Here is a 16,475-nt window from a genome sequence, read left to right on the forward strand (position 1 = left end):
TTGAACCGCTGACCGGCAGGCCGCGGACAGCCACCCGGTCAGCCAACCTGTGGTCAACCGGCCGCAGACCAACGGGTATCGGAGCCGCGCGCACCCCGGAGAGCAGCAGCCTTTACCCAGCCTCATTTTGTCCCATAGGTGCCTGTTGAGTACCCGGCGCGTGATGATGTGATCGCGTCCATGAAGAGGATCACGACACTCGCTGCCGCCACGGTGTTCGCCGCTTCGCTGATGTCTGGGACTGCTGGTGCTGCTCCGATGCCCGCGCAGCCGCACCCGTGGGACAAGCGTGTCAAGTGCCAGACAGACGATCCGGAGGGCAGGCACATCGTCACTCGCTACGGGAACTCGGAGTTGGGTTGGCACCACTTCACCGGTCGTCACAACATCAAGAAGTGCTCCACCCTGTATGCGGCCCTGAACGGGCGTGTGGACCGGGACGACCACCACGGACACCTGGAGTACGACGGGGTCGTATTCGAGACGGGTGTCCCGAGGCCGCGGCAGGTGAAGTTCACGGTGGTCGTGCAGTACACGCGTAAGACCACGGACGGTCGCTATGATGCCGGACGCGGTCAGAAGATCGGCGTCATCACGGCGTACTGCCACAACCAACCGGGGAACAAGTGTCCGGCATGGGCCAAGATGTGAATTCTCCCGAACCGGACATCGAGCAGACGGCCACGGGTCGTCTGCTCGATGTTGTGCGGTCCTTCGTCACCACGCACGTGTCGTGGAAGCCGCTTTTCATCGGAGCGGTCATCACGGGCGACGACCGCATGCGCCTATATTTCCGTTCACCTGAGCGGGACCGCACATACGGTGTGGACGTGCTCATCAGCCACACGGGCCCTGGCCTGCTCGGCTCTCTTGTTTCCCCGGCGTTCCTTGCGAACGAACACCTGCATCAGCCTTCCGGCGATCCGCACTGCGATGTGATCGTGGATCTCACCGACTACTGACGCAAGGGGGTAAAGGCCCCCAACCCTCGGTCGGTGCCGATTTCCGGGCCGGCCGGGGCTGGATCGATCCGGCTGAAATGAATACAGGCCAGGGCCCCTCGGCCTCCGACCGGATGCCAGGTGCGAGGCCCCCAACTCCCACGGTTGCCGCAGCGGTTCAGTTTCTGAGTGCACACCAGACCGTCTTGCGGTCCGGGCCCTGGTCCACGCCCCACCGTCGGCCAGCGGGTCGAGCAGCGACATGCCCCGTCCGGACTCCTCCGACGCCGTGACGGACAGCAGGACGGGCAACGCGCGGTCGGGGTCGTTCACCTCGATACGCGTGTGACCGCACTCGGGCGCGCCGGTGACGTGAACGGTCACCGGGGTGCTCTCGCCGCCGTGGTCGATCACGTTCGTGAGTAACTCCGTCGCGTCCAGGCGGACTTCGAAGGCGAGGGCGCGGAGGTGGTGGCCCTGTTCGGCGTCGGCGCGACCGCCTTCAACCTGGCCAACGCCGCGGCGGGTCACCGTCTTCCGGCGGATCCGTCTTGATCGGTAACAGAGCTCCGGAGATGGCCAGTTATGGGCGGTTCCCCGTGCAGAATCGCTCTGCTGTCGAAACGACACAGACCATGCACACCGATCACGGGGGAGACACCATGAATGCCACTGCCTGCAGAAACGGCAGGAGCCGCAGCACTTGGAGGGCCTGCGCCCTGGGTGCGGCGGCGGTCGCCGCGCTGCTGACGACCACGGCGTGCCAGTCCGGTGGCGGCGATACCGCGGCCGAATCCAAGTCCTCGGCCCAGCCCAGCGCGACGAGTTCGGCGACGGCGACCGCGACGGCGACGCCGCCCGGCGACAGCGGCGGCGAAAGCGAGGAGAGCGGGGACGCCGGCGCCACGAGCGCGTCCGGCTTCCCTCTCTGCACCCTGGAGGACTTGTCGATCTCGGCCACGAACTACGACGCGAAGGGTGACCCGGTTCGTCACATCCTCCTCGTCGCCACCAACACGGGCGACAACAAGTGCGACGTCCAGAACGCCCCCGAGGTCACGCTCGGCGACGCCAAGAGCCCGGCACCGGTCCTGGAGGGTGTCGCGTCCGAGGAGCCCTTCAGCCTCGCTCCCGGCGAGAAGGCGTACGCCGGTCTGCTCGCCACCGGCGGCAACATGGACACCTACGACGTGAAGTCCATGACCCTCACCCTCGGCAGCCCCGGCGGCGAGACCAAGGCCGAGGACCCGGTCAACGTGTCCATGCCCGTCGCGTCGTTCCCGGCCGACGACGGCCAGCGCGTCACGAACTGGGCCGCCACCGAGGGCCTCGCCATGCGCCCCGTCACCAGCCGGTCCTGACGGACCTTCACCCCGCCACCCGGCCGCGCCGTCGACGCGTGGACCGACGGCCCGGCTCTCGCCTCCGGCCTCTGCCCGGCCCCTCCGGCCGGAGCGGCGCGCAGGGCCGGGGGATGTGGCCTAACCCGTGATGTGGAACGGGGTGTCGGCGTGATTCTGGCTGTCCAGACCGTTGGCCTCGAACGACTGCGGCAGATCCGAGTCGGCGCTGTCGTCCGGAACCTTGACCTGTGCGGCGAAGCCGCCGTCGGATCCGGCCGTGACGTCGCGGAGATCGAGCGTCATGCCGTACGTCCCGTCGAAGGTGATGCGCACCTGTTCTCCGGCGGCGAAGCCGGAGCCCGTAATGGTGATGACAGCCCCCGCGGCGGCCGAGTCGGGGCCGGCGACGATGCGGGCGGCCGTCGCGGACGGCTCCGGCGCCGATGACGTCGCGGGAAGGCTCTGCACGGGCGGTGAGGCGGCCGGAGGCGCGGTGGGCGAGGCCGCGGCGGGCTGCTGCGAGGCCGTGACCGCGGCAGCGGGGGAGGACTCCTTCGGGGTGCCACCACCCGCGAGCCCGGCCGCGATCACCGCGGCCACGACAGTGGCCGCCCCGGTGATGACCGCCGCGATGACACCGCGGATCCTCCAACAGATCGTGTGCGGGCAACAGCCGATCACCCTACACAGAGCGCTGTCCCACGGCCTCCGCTTTCCCGGCCGCTGCGCGGCGGCTCCGCACCGTCGGCGACTTCCCGGGAGATAGCGTTCTCTTCATGATGCGCGCCTGGCTCCTTCCGATCCTGCTCGTGCTGTCCGGCTCAGGCGTTGCGGTCGTGCAGGCCGTGGAGGGGAGCAGCCCTGGCGCTGTCGTAGTACCGCTCCTGCTGATCGCGCTGCTCGCGGTCCTGAACTCGCCGCTGATGTTCCCGAGGTCGATCGGGGCCGTGGAAGCGGAACGCCGCAGTGCGGCCGACGGCCGGCCGGTCGTCTACTGGCGGCCGGGCTGCGTGTATTGTCTGCGCCTGCGCGCTCGGCTGGGCCGCCGCGCCCGCCGGGCGCACTGGGTCGACATCTGGCGTGACCCGGCCGGAGCCGCGGTGGTGCGGGAGATCAACAAGGGCGACGAGACCGTCCCCACCGTCGTCGTGGCCGGCCGGCCGCACATCAACCCCGACCCCGCGTGGGTGCGCGATCAGCTCGCGCGTTCTGGGCAAGGAGGTGCGTGATGTCCGTACTGCTGCTGAACGACGACGACGTGCGGAGTCGTCTCGTCTCGACGCCCGGACCGCCGTACGTGCCGTGCGGGACGCTCTCGTCGCTGCGCACCACGGCACGCTCCAGGCACCGCCGCGGGTCCACGCCGACCTCGGGGACGGCCACCTGGTGTTCACGGCGGGACATTTGCGGGCGCAGGGACTGTTCGGCTTCCGCGCCTACGACACCCTGGTCGGAGCGGAGCAACTGGTGGCCGTGTGGGGCTCCGACGACGGCCGGCTCCGGGCCCTGGTGCACGGCGACGAGCTGGGCCCCCGGCGAACCGGCGCCATCGGCGCGGTAGCGGTGGACGCGGCGGCGAATCCCGGACCGATCCGGCTCGGGCTGGTGGGCGCGGGTACGCAGGCCTGGACACAGTTGTGGGCCATCTCCGCGGTGCGGCAGGTGCGGGAGGCCACGGTGGTGGCCCGCAGGCCGGAACGCTCGGCAGCGTTCGCTCGTCGGGCCGCCGAGGAACTCGGGGTCGGCGTAAGGGCGGTGCCCGTGGTGGAGGACGCCGTGCGCGATCACGACGTCGTGGTCGTCGCCACGTCCAGCACGGAGCCTGTGCTGGACGCCGACTGGATCGCGCCGGGGACACACGTCACGACGCTCGGCCCCAAGACGGTCTCGCGCCACGAAGTGCCCGCGGACCTGGCGGACCGGGCCGACGTGCTCCTCACGGACTCCCTCGCCCAGGCGGCCGGCTACGGCGAACCCCACCTCTTCCCCGTCGACCGGCTGACCGGCCTGGGCGCCGTCCTGGCCGGCGCGGCGGCCGGCCGGACCGGCCCCGACCAGATCACCGTCTTCTGCTCCGTCGGTCTGGCCGGCACGGAGGTCGCCGTCGCGGCCGCGCTGTGCGAGCCGACGCCGCGCGGGCGGCCACGGCACGGTGCCTCTTGAGGCAAAACCGATGACGCAGTCGACTGCGTGCCGGGCCCTGCGATCCTCGGTGTCGGGCTTGGACCGGCCGCCGCGAGAACCGGGCTTCTCGCGACAGGAGGGCTCATCCGATTCACTCGTAACGCAGGCGCAGTGACTCCCGTTCGGCCTCCTCGATCTGGTCGACGGTCAGGCCCGGCAGGTTCAGCTGGGCCAGCGTCACCTCGGCGCTGGTCGGCTGGGCCTCAGCGGGCACCCACCGCTCTGGTTGCCAGGCGTCGGCGCGCATCAGCGACTTCGGACAGTGTGGATAGACCTGCTCGGCCTGCACCACAATCGCCGTGACCGGCGGTTTTCCAACGGGCGTGAGTCGGGCGAGCAGTTCCGGGCGCGCCGAGACGCAGGCGCGGCCATTGACGCGCAGTGTGGTCGGGCGGCCGGGAATGAGGAAGAGCAGTCCGACGCGTCCGGTCTGCAACACGTTGTGCATGGTGTCGAGCCGCTTGTTACCGGTCGCGTCGGGGATGGCCAAGGTCTGCTCGTCGAGCACCGAGACGAACCCGGCGGGGCCGCCACGCGGCGTCACGTCCGCCCGACCCCCGACGTCCGCGCTGCCGATGAACACCAGCGAAGAACAGCCGATCAGAGCCCGGGTCTCCTCGGTCAGGCGGTCGGTCTCCTTGCGGAGCGAGTTCGGGTTCGGCTGCGGGTAGAGCTCGCGCAGCTGGTCCGGGCTGGTGAGGGCGTCAGCCTGGAGGGATTCGAAGAGCGAGCCGGCGACCCCAGTGTCGATCACCGTGCGGACGACCCCAGAAGACGACCGAGGCATTGCGCGGGTCAGCGGGTGATCTCACCTGCGTCGACCGATCGCTGGTCCTTGGCGCAATCGGAGGAACGCGGCCGTGCACTGCCAGCCCGTACCGAGGCGGATCTCGTCGGCAGACACCCGTCAGCGACAGTACGGCGCCCGCCTCGGCCCGCGTCTGTGCCGGGCGGCGGTGATCGTGCCGGACTGCGGACTGCGGACTGCGGACGGCGGACGGCGGACGGCGACCGGAAAAGTCTGGTAGTGCCCGGTGACAGTGCAGCCGCCTCAGTGGCTGGTGGTCGTGTCGCCGGCCCAGTGCGCCAGTCCAGTGCGCCGGCCGTCGCTCACAGGCCTGCTCAATCCGCATGCTCGCCAAGCCCCCGGTTTGTCCAACTCGCTTGTTTCGGCGCCCGATCGGCCACTTGTTCGGTGACGACATCGGCTGCCCCGGGCTCCCGGCAGCCGTCTCCTTGCCGGCCGTGCGTCACGCGGCTCAGTTCGCACCAAACCGTCTTGCGGTCCGGGCCCTGGTCCACGCCCCATCTGTCGGCCAGCGCGTCGAGCAGCGCCATGCCTCGCCCGGACTCCTCCGATGCCGTGACGGACAGCAGGACGGGCAACGCGCGCGGGTCGGGGTCGGTCACCTCGATGCGGGTGCCGCCGTGCTCGGGCGCGCATGTGACACGGACGGTCACCCGGGGTGCCCTCGCCGATGTGATCGATTACGTTCGTGAGTAACTCCGTGACGCAGAGCCGGACTTCGAAGTCGAGAGCGCGGAGGTGGTGGCGCAGTTCGGGCACGGCCTTGGGGGTGGCGAGCAGGCTGAGTTCGAAGGTCATCGATCGGCCGCCGTCCTGCGGAGGGCGGTGGCGAGCGCGTGGGCCGTGGCGGTGTTGCAGTTCCCGAGCGCGACGAGACCGGCGGGCGGGGAGTACGTGCCCGCGAAGCTCGGCAGATCCGCGCGGAGGGACGGCAGCGTGATGCCGTGCAGGGCGAGGGCGGTGCGCAGGTTCTCGACGCAGACGGTGACGTCGTAGGGCGTGGGGGAGTGGTCGGGCATGGGGGGTGACAACCTTCTGAGCGGTGTGTGACGAACACCTCACAGAATGTCGCCGAGCCCGCCGGCGTGGAAGGCGATTCGCGTCCGCGACGCGAACGGCGGAAGCGGCACGGTGAGTTACGGCGGTGAGCACATGGTCCGACGCAAGGACATCGACGGTTCGATCAGCGTCCCCGACTTCTACGGCAAGGAGTTGCGGTGGAAGCGGGAGGCGGCGGGACTGTCGCTGGAAGCGTTCCTCGAGGGCAGCTTCTACGGCAAGACGTACCTGAGCGACATCGAGCACGGCAAGCGGCGGATGCCGGTCGATCTGGCGCGGCATGCGGATCGGGTACTCGGGACGGACGGCTACTTCGAGCGCGGACGGTCCGCCGTCCCAGGGCGGCGGACCGTCGTGCGGTGTGCGGATCAGCCGTAGTTCTGCAGCCAGACCTCGGTGGTGTGGCTCTTGCCGGAGAGCTGGATCGAGGCGCGGTAGATGCCGTGCACCGCCGCGTTGTTGATGCGGGTGTGGATCGTGCCGCCGAGGCAGAGCCACTTCCTCGACGTGCTCACGGTGTACCAGAACCCGAACCGGTAGCGCTGGATGGAGACGCGGCCCTTGGTCCCGTCACCGCCGTTCCAGCACCGCCAGGCGACCTGGAGGACCTTCGCCCTGGACACGACCGGTGCGGTGACCCAGTGCTTCCGGTTCTTCTTGGCGTGGTAGAGGTTGAACCACCGCGCGGACGTCATCGACTCGCGGTCGGCCGACGTCCCGGCCGAGACCCCGGCCGACGTCCCGGTGACGGACAGTGCCGCGGGCGTGGCCGGCGTGGTCGTGGACGCCGTGCTGACGGTGGCGGCCCGCGCCGGTACGGGCGCCGCCGAGGCCGGCGTGCCGACGGCGAGGCCCGCGCCGAGGGCCGCGGTCGCCAGGGCGACGACGACGCTGTTGCGCATGCCCCTGATCGCGGTCCCCCTCGTGTCCGGCGCCGCCGCTCGCTCGCGGGTCTCCTCCGCGCTGGAACTCACCGGCCGCGTGGCTTGGATGTTCATCGAGTCCTCCGTTCGGAACCTGTTCGCCGGCCGCGGTGTCGGGCCGACAACGACGAGTTCAGCGCCGGTCAGGGTTGTTCAGCAGGCCCCTTCCGCCACAGTGAACAAAGCGGTGGGGCGAGAAGGAGGTCCCCTGGAGGGGCTTGTCCGGCGGTTGTGGAAGGAGTGGCGGGGCTCCTAGCGTGGGGCGGGGGCGGGAGGACTCCCGTCCGACGGGGGCACGGCGGCGAGTGCCGCGAGGGCCGGGGGCACGGGGGGAATCGGGCCTGTGGGGCGTCAAGAACGACCGGTGGATCCGAACGCCGGGCCGGTGCAGCGGTTCGCGTACGAGTTACGGAAGCTGCGGCAGGAGGCGGGCGGGATCACCTATCGGGAGATGGCCCGGCGGGCCCACTACTCGGTGACCGCCCTCTCCCAGGCCGCCGCCGGTGAGCAACTGCCGTCGCTCGCGGTCACCCTGGCGTACGCGCGGGCCTGTGGAGGCGCGGCCGAGGAGTGGGAACGGCGGTGGCGGGAGGCGGACGAGGAATCCGCCGTACGGGAGCGGACGGACGGCGAGGCACGGTCGCCGTACCAGGGGCTGGCCCGGTTCGAGCCGGACGACCACGAACGGTTCTTCGGACGGGACGAACTGGTCGGCCGATTACTGCGGTTGACGGCCGACCGGCGGTTCTCGGCGGTCTTCGGGCCGTCCGGCAGCGGGAAGTCGTCGCTGCTGCGGGCCGGGCTCGTTCCGGCGCTCCGCCGGCCGGGGCGGGACGGGAGCAGGATCGCGGCCGTACGGATCCTCACCCCGGGGCGGCAGCCCGCGCGGGTGCACGCCCCGGTGCTGCGGCCGGCCGGCGGGGGAGCGGGCGGGGACACCGTCGTCGTCGTGGACCAGTTCGAGGAGGTCTTCACCCTCTGCCAGGACCCCGCGGAGCGCACCGCGTTCATCGACGAGCTGCTCGCCGCCCGCGCCCCGGACAGCGGACTGCGGGTCGTCATCGCCGTACGAGCCGACTTCTACGGCCGCTGCGCCGAACACCGCGCCCTCGCCGACACGTTGTCCGAGGCCGGGCTGCTGGTCGGTCCGATGAGCCCCGCCGAACTGCGCGAGGCGGTCGTGCGGCCCGCGCAAACGGCCGGGCTGATCGTCGAGCGCGAACTGACCGCGCGGCTGGTGCGCGAGGTGGCCGACGAGCCGGGCGGGCTGCCGCTGCTGTCGCACGTGCTGCACGAGACCTGGCGCCGGCGCCGGGGACGGGCGCTGACCGTGCGGGCGTACGAGGCCGCCGGCGGTGTCCACGGCGCCATCGCCCAGAGCGCGGAGGACGCCTACGCCCGGCTCGGCCCCGAGGACGCCGAACTCGCCCGGCTCGTCCTGCTGCGGCTGATCACCCCCGGCGAGGGCGCGGCGGACACCCGCCGGCCGGTGGACCGCGACGAACTCGACTTCGCCGGCCCGGGCGGCTCCGCGGACCTCCGCCGGGTACTGGACCAGCTGGCCCGCGCCCGGCTGATCACCCTCGGCCACGACACCGTCGACCTCGCCCACGAGGCGCTGATCACCGCGTGGCCGCGGCTGTCCGGCTGGATCGACGGCGAGCGGGAACGGCTGCGCGTGCACCGGCGGCTGAGCGAGGCGGCACGTACCTGGGACGAACTCGGCCGCGACCCGGGCGCCCTGTACCGCGGCACCCGGCTCCGCGCGGCGCGGGAACAGCTCACCGAGACCGCGCTCACCTCGCTGGAGCGGGCCTTCCTGACCGCGAGCCGGGCCGCGCGGCGGGGCGAACGCCGCCGACGGCGAGGGGTCGTCGGCAGCCTCTCGGTCCTGGTCGTCCTCGCCCTGGTCGCCGGAGCGGTCGCCTGGCAGCAGAACCGGGCCGGCGACCGCCGCCGGGTGGAGGCCGAGGCCCGCCGTATCGCGGCGGTCGCCGACAGCATGCGGTTCTCCGACCCCGTCACCGCGATGCGGCTCAGCGTGGCCGGGTGGCGGCTGGCCGACACGACGGAGACCCGGTCGGCGCTGATCGGGGCCATGACGCAGCGCGAGGAGGACGTGTTCCCGGTGCCGGGCGCCGATCAGGGCCCCGACGACCTGTCCGGCAACGAGGTGCGCCGGCTGACCTCGGACGGCCGGCAGGTGGTGTCCGTCACGGCGGACCGGGTCAGGACCTGGGACCTGCGCACCCACCGCCTCACGCGCTCCGTGCCGGGCCCCGGACGCCTGATGGACGGCGGCGCCTCGGTCGCCGTCAGCCCGGACGGCCGGACCCTCGCGGTGGCGACGGACGAGGCGGTCAAGCTCTGGGACGTCCGGGCCGCCCGGGTGACGGGGACCCTGGCCGCACCGGCGGTGCTGGAGGCGCCGTACTTCAGCCGCGACGGACGCACCCTGGTGGTGCAGGACCTCCCCTTCGACACGAACCCGTCCGTCCAGGTCTGGGACCTGCGCGGCCACCGCAGGCTCCTGCGGATCAGGGAGGGCGACGACGAAAGCCTCCAGTCCTTCGCGCTCGGCCCCGACGGCCGGACGCTCGCCCTGTGCACGGACCGGCGCGGCCTGGAGGTGTGGGACGTCGGACACCGGCGGAAGTCCGCCGGGTCCTGGACGGCGCGGGTGAGACCCGGCCACTGCGGTGAGGGCGTGCTCGCCGTCTCGCCGGACGGCCGGACCCTCGCGCTCACCGGCGACCACGGAATCCGCCGGTGGGACCTGCGCACCGGGCGCGCGCTGCCCGCCCTGGAGTCCGACCCGGTGAGCGACGCGCGGTTCAGCGCGCACGGTGACTTCGTCCTGGCCATGAGCGGCAGGGCGCTGCTGCTGTGGCGGTCGGCGAGCCCCGGCACGCCCGTGCTCACGCAGCGGCTGCCGGCCGGGGAGGCCGGGGACATCGCCTTCGACGGTCCGACGGGAACGGTGCGTTACCTCAACGAGCTGGGGACCGTGGTCCGGTCGCTGAGCCTGGGACGGTCGACGACCGGCCGGTGGGACCAGGAGAAGCCGGCCCGCTGGGCACGGCTCTCCGCCGACGGCCGGGTGCTGGCCCGCTTCCGCACGGTGCGCGGCGTGCCCCGGCTGGAGGCCGTGGACACCCGCAGCGGGCGGGTCCTCCTCGCCCCCGAGACGGACATGTGCCCCGAGGAGACTCCCGAGTCGTTCTGCTCCGACCTCGCCGCGATCAGCCCCGACGGCCGGTACGTCGCCTACGGCCGGGGCGGGGAGCCGGACGGAGGGGGCGTGGAGGCGAGCGGACCGGGCGTGGGGGCGGACGGGCCGGGCGTGGGGGCGGACGGGCCGGGCGTGGGGGCGGACGGGTCGGACGTGGGGGCGGACGGGCGGGACGGCGGCCCGGACGAGGCGACGGTCACCGTGTGGGACGTCCGCCGCCGTCGTACCTACGCCACCGTCAGGATCCGCCCCGCGGACGGGGGGAACGCCCTCGCCGGGCTGGCACTGGACTCCCACGCCCGCACCCTGGTGGTGTACCGGGCCACGGACCCGGTGTCCGCCGAGGTCTGGGACCTCAGACGGCGCGAGCGGGTGCGCTCCGTGCACGGCAGCCGCATGACCGGCGTCACCGAGGGCAGCTCCACCGGCGTCGACCCGGTGCTGAACTCCGCCGGTGACCGGCTGGTCACCTCGGAGGGCGTGGTGGCCGAACTGCGGGCGCGGGGACGGGTCGAGCCGCGCCTCCTCGGCGAGGGCGCCAACAAGGCCGCGGCGTTCAGCCCCGACGGCGGGCTGCTGGCCTCGGGGGACGCCCTGGGCCGCGTCACCGTCTGGAACGGCACGCTCCGCAAGCGCCTCGGCGTGCTGGACACCAACGCGTCGGAGACCGAGGCGGACACGGTCGGCGCGGTGTCCGCGCTGGCCTTCTCCCACGACGGCGGCACCCTGGCGGTCGCCGGGGAGGCCGGCACCGTACAGCTCTGGGACGTCGCCTCCCTGCGGCTCCTGGGCTCCGCGCTGCCGGCCCCCGGCGACCGGCCGCTCGCCCTCGCCTTCGCCCCCGACGACTCGGCCCTGTACGCGGCCGGCGAGCACACACCGGTCCAGCGGTACGACCTGAACCCCGGTCACCTGGCCGCGGCCGTCTGCGGGCGCACGGGCTCCGGCCTCTCCGGGCCCGACTGGAAGGCCTACCTCCCGAACCTCCCCTACCGGCACACCTGTTGAGCCGGGTACGCCGGCCGCCGGCCTGGACGAAACCGGCGGCCCGGCCCCCCTCCGTCGACGCGCTCAGGCCGCAGGGTCGTCAGGGTCGTCAGGGGCAGCAGGGTCGTCGAACCGGGCCAGGTCCCGCAGCCAGGCGCGCGCGTTGCCGTCCGACGGGGCGCGCCAGTCGCCGCGCGGGGAGAGCGAGCCGCCCGCCGAGACCTTCGGCCCGTTCGGCATGGCCGAGCGCTTGAACTGGGCGAACGCGAAGAAGCGGCGGCAGAACACCTCCAGCCAGCGCCGGATCTCCGCGAGGTCGTAGGCCACCCGCTTGGCCTCCGGGAAGTTCGGCGGCCAGGCGCCGGCCTCCGGGTCGTGCCAGGCGTGCCAGGCCAGGAAGGCGATCTTCGACGGCCGGAAGCCGTAGCGCAGCACGTGGAAGAGCGTGAAGTCGTGCAGCGCGTACGGGCCGATCTTCGACTCCGTCGACTGCATCTCCTCGCCGGGGACCAGCTCCGGGCTGATCTCGGTGTCGAGGATCGCGGCGAGCGTGTCGCCGGTCTCCTCGCCGAACTGGCCGCTGCTGATGACCCACCGGATGAGGTGCTGGATCAGCGTCTTCGGCACCCCGCCGTTGACGTTGTAGTGGCTCATCTGGTCGCCCACGCCGTACGTGGACCAGCCGAGCGCCAGCTCCGACAGGTCACCGGTGCCGAGGACGATGCCGTCGCGCTGGTTGGCGAGCCGGAACAGGTAGTCGGTGCGCAGTCCGGCCTGCACGTTCTCGAAGGTGACGTCGTACACCGGCTCGCCGGAGGCGAACGGGTGGCCCATCTCCTTCAGCATCAGCCGTGCCGTCGGCGTGATGTCCAGCTCGGCCGCGGTCACGCCGAGCGAGTTCATCAGCTTGTGGGCGTTGTCCTTGGTGTGGTCGCTGGTGGCGAAACCGGGCAGGGTGAACGCCAGGATGTCGCTGCGCGGGCGGCCCGCGCGGTCCATGGCGCGGGCGGCGACGATCAGCGCGTGCGTGGAGTCGAGGCCGCCGGACACCCCGATGACCACCTTCGGCCCGCCGATCGCGGCCAGCCGCTGCTGGAGGCCCGCGACCTGGATGTTGTACGCCTCGTAGCAGTCCAGGGCGAGACGGTCGGGGTCGGCCGGCACGAACGGGAACCGCTCCACCCGCCGCCGCAGCCCGAGGTCGGTGAGCGGCGGTTCGAGCGTGAACGTCACGGTGCGGAAGTCGCCGGTGCGCGCGCTGTGCGTGCGCCGGTTGTCGTCGAAGGTGCCCATCCGCTGCCGCTCCTGCCGCAGCAGGTCGAGGTCGACGTCGGCGACGGCGTGCTGGTCGGCGAGCGGGAAGCGGTCCGACTCGTCGAGCAGCACCCCGTTCTCGTAGATCATGGCCTGCCCGTCCCAGGACAGGTCGGTGGTCGACTCGCCCAGGCCGGCCGCCGCGTAGACGTACGCGGCGAGGCAGCGGGAGGACGCCGAACGGCACAGCAGCCTGCGGTCCTCGGCCCGCCCGACCGTGATGGGGCTGCCGGAGAGGTTGGCCAGGACGGTCGCGCCGGCCAGCGCGGCCTCCGCGCTCGGCGGCACCGGCACCCACATGTCCTCGCAGACCTCGGCGTGCAGCACCAGCCCGGGCACGTCCGCCGCCTCGAAGAGCAGGTCCACCCCGAACGGCACGGCCTCGCCGCCGACCCGGATCGTCCCGCCGCGCTCGTCGTCGCCCCCGGCGAGCTGCCGGCGCTCGTAGAACTCGCGGTAGTTCGGCGGGTACGACTTCGGCACGACACCGAGGATCCGCCCGCGGTGCACGACCACGGCGCAGTTGTAGATCCGGTTGCGGTGCCGCAGCGGGGCGCCGACGACCAGCACCGGCAGCAGCTCGGCCGACCCGGCCACCACGCTCGCGAGGGCCGCCTCGACGCCGTCCAGCAGCGCGTCCTGGAGCAGCAGGTCCTCGATCGAGTAGCCGCACAGCACCATCTCCGGGAAGACCGCGACGGCGACCCCCTCCTCGGCACACCGGCGCGCCTGCCGCAGCACCGCCTCGGCGTTGGCGGGCGGATCGGCGATCACGGTGTGGCCCGTGCAGGCGGCGACCCGCGCGAAGCCGTGCTGATAGATCGACCAGAAGTTCAACGGAGACGGAGACACGCGCCCAGTGTAATCGTCAGACCGACGCGATAGCGGTGCGGCCCCGGCTCGATGGTCACTCAGCGAGGGTGAGTGAACGCAGTTCGGCGTCCAGCACGCGGATCAACTCACCGACCCGTCCGCCGCCACCGGGCGCCGCCGGGAAGCGTCTGAGCACGTCGACGACGACCGGCGTCGCACGGCGCACCGTCCGCCCGAGGCTTTCGGCACCGACGCTCCGGTCGTCGCCCGCGGCGAGTTCGGCCGCTCTGGCCGCGTGGGCGGCGGCCCCGAGAATGTGCTTGACCTGGGTGGCCTTGGCCAGCGGGTGCAGGTAGGCGGCGCCCGCCGCGGACATCGCCGCCCACGCCGCCTCGCGGGCAGCCGCGCTGTCCGCGTCCTTGGCCGCTTTGAGGGCCGCAAACGCCGTGTCGCGCAGAGCTTTCCCGCGTTCGCCACCCCGAGCGAACTCCCACGCGGCACCGACAGCGTCCCGTGGGCGCGAGTCGCCCGGCTGATCGGCCTCGAACAACGCGAGCACCACCTCCGCACACGCCGCGGCGAACGCGGTGACCTCACGAAGGTCCTGCTTGCTCAAGGCGATCTCGTCCGTGCCCCCGGTCATGGCCTCATCTTCCACGATCGCGCCGGACGGCCGCATCGCACCGGATCGCGGAAGGCGCGGCGGCGCGCCGTCCCATAGCCCCGGACGCACGTCGGCCTTCACGACCACGACGGGTCGTGAAGGCCGACGTCAGGATCGGCCCCGGGATTCACCGACAGCGTCGGGAACCGTCGGGGGCGGGCCTCAGTGGCGGCGGTAGGACTCGACGTAGCCGTTCGCGGGGGTGCCCACGCCGGTGACGTCGTCGTAGCCCTTCACCGCGGACAGCGAGCTGTCCTTGCCGAGGCTGCGGACCGAGGTGATCAGGCCGTCCGCCGCGTCGTAGCCGTTGGCGAAGTCGACGCGGGCCACCGCCAGGCCGGAGCCCGTCGGGTCGTCGGTCACGTCGTGGTACGCCTTCGAGCCGTACTTGGCGTAGATCGCCGGGTTGGCGAAGCCGATCGCCTTGCCGCCGCGGGCCTCCTGGGCGAGCGCCTGGACGGCCGCGATGACCGGAGCGGCGAGCGAGGTGCCGCCGATGCGGTACTCGCTGTACTGCTCGGTCCCGTCCGGGAAGGTCTGCGTCTGGCCGACCTTGAAACCGGTGTTCGGGTCGCCGACCGCCGCGATGTCCGGGACGACGCGGTTGCCGTCGGCGCTGTTGGCCTTGGCGAGCGCGTCCGGCACGACGCCCTTCTGGTAGTAGGGCTCGGCGACCGTCCTGCTGGTGCCGCCGCCCGCACCCGAGGTGAACGCGCCGGGGAAGTTCACCCAGCTCGCGCCGTCGTCCGACAGCACGGCCTTCTCGGTGCCCCAGCCGGTCTCCCACAGGTACCTGTTGTCCTTGCCGACGGCCAGCGAGGTGCCGCCGACCGCCGTCACCCACGCCGAGTTGGCCGGGGTGTCGACCTGCTTCACACCGGTGTTGTCGACCTCGTCGCCGTTGTCGCCGGAGGAGAAGTAGAAGCCGATGCCCTCGACCGCGCCGAACTGGAAGACCTGGTCGTAGGCCGCGGCGAGGTCCGGCGTCTGGTTGGCCTCGATGTCGCCCCAGGAGTTGGAGACGATGTCGGCCAGGTGGTTGTCGACGATCTTGCCGAGCGAGTCGAGCAGGTCGTCGTCGTAGCAGGACGCGGCGCCCACGTACGTGATCTGCGCGCCCGGCGCGACCGCGTGCACGGCCTCGACGTCGAGGGTCTCCTCGCCGTACCAGCCGGCCGCGCCGCACTCCTGGGTCTTGGTGTACTTGTTGGGCAGCACCTGCTTCAACTGCCCGGTGGTGTACGCCGCGTCGCCGTGCTTGTTCGCGTAGGTGGCCGCGTCGTAGGCGATGGTCGGCGAGGCGTAGGCGTCGGTGATGGCGACGCGCACGCCCTTGCCCGTGCGGCTGCCCGCGCCGTAGGCGGCGCGCAGCTGCTTGCCGGTGTAGCCCTTGACGGCGTACGGGATCTTCTGGCCGTACGCCTCCGGCAGACCGGTGGCGATGTTCGAGCCGTAGTACGACGAGAACGGCCCCGAGTTCTTGAACACCGCATCCGGCGGGGGCAGTTGGTCGTCGTGGGTGGCCTTGTGCGGGGCGTTGTCCAGGCCGGTGACCGTCAGGACGGCGCCCTTCAGGCTCTCCGGCACCGAGGCCGTCTTCGCGGGCGCGCGGTAGGTCTTGGAGCCCTTGGCGTAGTCGTGCAGCTGGGTGCCGAAGGCCTTCTCGACGGCGGCGACGTCACCGGTGACGGTGACGTAGTGCCGCGTGACGCCGGTGACCTTCAGACCCGCGGACCTCAGCCACGACTTGACCGCGGCCACCTGGGCCTTGGTCGCGCCGAAGCGGGCCTGCGCCTTACGGGCGCTCAGGTAGTGGCCGTACGCCGCCGAGTTCGGGTCGGAGACGGCCTTCGCGTAGGCGGCGAGGCCGGAGGCGTCCCGGCCCGCCAGGTAGACCCGGGCGGTGACCCGGGCGCCGTCGGAGGTGGCGCCCTTGTCGGCCTTGGCCGTGGCCCACGCGGGCTTGGTGCCCGTGAGCGCGTCCCGGCCCGGGTGGTCCGCGGCGTGCGCCGCGGGTATGCCGAGCGCCAGCGCGCCGGCGAGCATCGGCAGTGTCGCTGCCAGGCTCACTCCGGCACGCATCTTGGCGCGGTTTGATCTCATAGAACCCCCTGCGATGCGGTTCTTCGCACGTGTGGTCGGTCGCCGTGTGATCCGCGTAGAACCGGGCCGCGGCGGAGGCGCGGAAATGGATCAAACGGTAGGGG

Annotated in this window: 14 protein-coding genes and 2 pseudogenes; 7 read left to right on the top strand and 9 right to left on the bottom strand. The window is 72.2% G+C overall.

The genetic code is table 11. From position 1 onward, the window contains the following. Window positions 1-180 precede the first annotated feature (180 nt). Both ACH4ZX_RS09285 and ACH4ZX_RS09290 read left to right on the top strand, forming a co-directional pair. A complete protein-coding gene (locus tag ACH4ZX_RS09285; RefSeq protein ID WP_398269920.1) occupies window positions 181-651 on the top strand; it encodes a hypothetical protein in 471 nt (156 codons plus the stop codon). Next, complete coding sequence (locus ACH4ZX_RS09290; RefSeq protein ID WP_398269923.1) at window positions 636-962, top strand: hypothetical protein; 327 nt, start codon at window positions 636-638, stop codon at window positions 960-962. The genes ACH4ZX_RS09285 and ACH4ZX_RS09290 overlap by 16 nt, the downstream gene beginning before the upstream one ends. A 625-nt stretch (window positions 963-1,587) precedes the next feature. On the opposite strand, the gene ACH4ZX_RS09295 is transcribed toward ACH4ZX_RS09290, so the two are convergent. Beyond that, the gene (locus ACH4ZX_RS09295; RefSeq protein ID WP_398269925.1) at window positions 1,588-1,902 is read right to left on the bottom strand and encodes a hypothetical protein; all 315 of its coding nucleotides are present in this window, start codon (window positions 1,900-1,902) and stop codon (window positions 1,588-1,590) included. On the opposite strand from ACH4ZX_RS09295, the gene ACH4ZX_RS09300 reads away from it, so the two are divergent. Continuing rightward, a complete protein-coding gene (locus ACH4ZX_RS09300) occupies window positions 1,886-2,302 on the top strand; it encodes a DUF4232 domain-containing protein (protein WP_398269927.1) in 417 nt (138 codons plus the stop codon). The genes ACH4ZX_RS09295 and ACH4ZX_RS09300 overlap by 17 nt on opposite strands. 120 nt (window positions 2,303-2,422) lie before the next feature. Here the strand turns inward: ACH4ZX_RS09300 and ACH4ZX_RS09305 are convergent, their stop codons facing one another. Further along, window positions 2,423-2,884: a hypothetical protein gene (locus ACH4ZX_RS09305; RefSeq protein WP_398269929.1), complete on the bottom strand. Its 462-nt coding sequence runs from the start codon at window positions 2,882-2,884 to the stop codon at window positions 2,423-2,425. Between the two features lie 176 nt (window positions 2,885-3,060). Between ACH4ZX_RS09305 and ACH4ZX_RS09310 the strand changes: the two genes are divergently transcribed. Both ACH4ZX_RS09310 and ACH4ZX_RS09315 read left to right on the top strand, forming a co-directional pair. After that, complete coding sequence (locus tag ACH4ZX_RS09310) at window positions 3,061-3,513, top strand: glutaredoxin domain-containing protein (protein ID WP_398269931.1); 453 nt, start codon at window positions 3,061-3,063, stop codon at window positions 3,511-3,513. Between the two features lie 73 nt (window positions 3,514-3,586). Further along, on the top strand, window positions 3,587-4,447 hold the full coding sequence (locus tag ACH4ZX_RS09315) for an ornithine cyclodeaminase family protein (protein ID WP_398269933.1): 861 nt from the start codon (window positions 3,587-3,589) through the stop codon (window positions 4,445-4,447). Between the two features lie 112 nt (window positions 4,448-4,559). Here the strand turns inward: ACH4ZX_RS09315 and ACH4ZX_RS09320 are convergent, their stop codons facing one another. From ACH4ZX_RS09320 to ACH4ZX_RS09330, 3 genes and pseudogenes are all read right to left on the bottom strand, one after another. Beyond that, window positions 4,560-5,219 (bottom strand): MSMEG_1061 family FMN-dependent PPOX-type flavoprotein, encoded by a 660-nt coding sequence (locus tag ACH4ZX_RS09320; protein WP_398270199.1) that lies wholly within the window; start codon window positions 5,217-5,219, stop codon window positions 4,560-4,562. Between the two features lie 506 nt (window positions 5,220-5,725). Continuing rightward, window positions 5,726-6,074 (bottom strand): annotated as a pseudogene (locus ACH4ZX_RS09325) (ATP-binding protein); the annotation flags it as partial. After that, window positions 6,071-6,295: a hypothetical protein gene (locus ACH4ZX_RS09330; RefSeq protein ID WP_398269935.1), complete on the bottom strand. Its 225-nt coding sequence runs from the start codon at window positions 6,293-6,295 to the stop codon at window positions 6,071-6,073. The gene ACH4ZX_RS09330 and the pseudogene ACH4ZX_RS09325, both read right to left, overlap by 4 nt. 133 nt (window positions 6,296-6,428) lie before the next feature. On the opposite strand from ACH4ZX_RS09330, the pseudogene ACH4ZX_RS09335 reads away from it, so the two are divergent. Beyond that, window positions 6,429-6,656: pseudogene (locus ACH4ZX_RS09335) on the top strand (helix-turn-helix domain-containing protein); the annotation flags it as partial. Window positions 6,657-6,703: 47 nt separating this feature from the next. Here ACH4ZX_RS09335 and ACH4ZX_RS09340 read toward each other — a convergent pair. Further along, a complete protein-coding gene (locus tag ACH4ZX_RS09340; RefSeq protein WP_398269938.1) occupies window positions 6,704-7,333 on the bottom strand; it encodes a hypothetical protein in 630 nt (209 codons plus the stop codon). 289 nt (window positions 7,334-7,622) lie between these two features. Between ACH4ZX_RS09340 and ACH4ZX_RS09345 the strand changes: the two genes are divergently transcribed. After that, window positions 7,623-11,498 carry a helix-turn-helix domain-containing protein gene (locus ACH4ZX_RS09345; RefSeq protein ID WP_398269941.1) on the top strand — a complete coding sequence of 1,292 codons (3,876 nt, stop codon included), beginning with the start codon at window positions 7,623-7,625 and terminating at the stop codon, window positions 11,496-11,498. 63 nt (window positions 11,499-11,561) lie between these two features. Here ACH4ZX_RS09345 and ACH4ZX_RS09350 read toward each other — a convergent pair whose 3' ends face one another. From ACH4ZX_RS09350 to ACH4ZX_RS09360, 3 genes are all read right to left on the bottom strand, one after another. Next, entirely contained in the window at window positions 11,562-13,628 is a 2,067-nt protein-coding gene (locus tag ACH4ZX_RS09350) for an NAD(+) synthase (RefSeq protein ID WP_398270202.1), read from the bottom strand. Window positions 13,629-13,698: 70 nt separating this feature from the next. After that, window positions 13,699-14,247, bottom strand: a complete 549-nt coding sequence (locus ACH4ZX_RS09355) for a putative immunity protein (protein WP_398270205.1) — start codon at window positions 14,245-14,247, stop codon at window positions 13,699-13,701. A 183-nt stretch (window positions 14,248-14,430) separates the two neighbouring features. Continuing rightward, window positions 14,431-16,371 (bottom strand): protease pro-enzyme activation domain-containing protein, encoded by a 1,941-nt coding sequence (locus ACH4ZX_RS09360; RefSeq protein WP_398269944.1) that lies wholly within the window; start codon window positions 16,369-16,371, stop codon window positions 14,431-14,433. Window positions 16,372-16,475 lie beyond the last annotated feature (104 nt).

The organism is Streptomyces sp. NPDC020490, assembly GCF_044335305.1.
Taxonomy (GTDB): domain Bacteria; phylum Actinomycetota; class Actinomycetes; order Streptomycetales; family Streptomycetaceae; genus Streptomyces.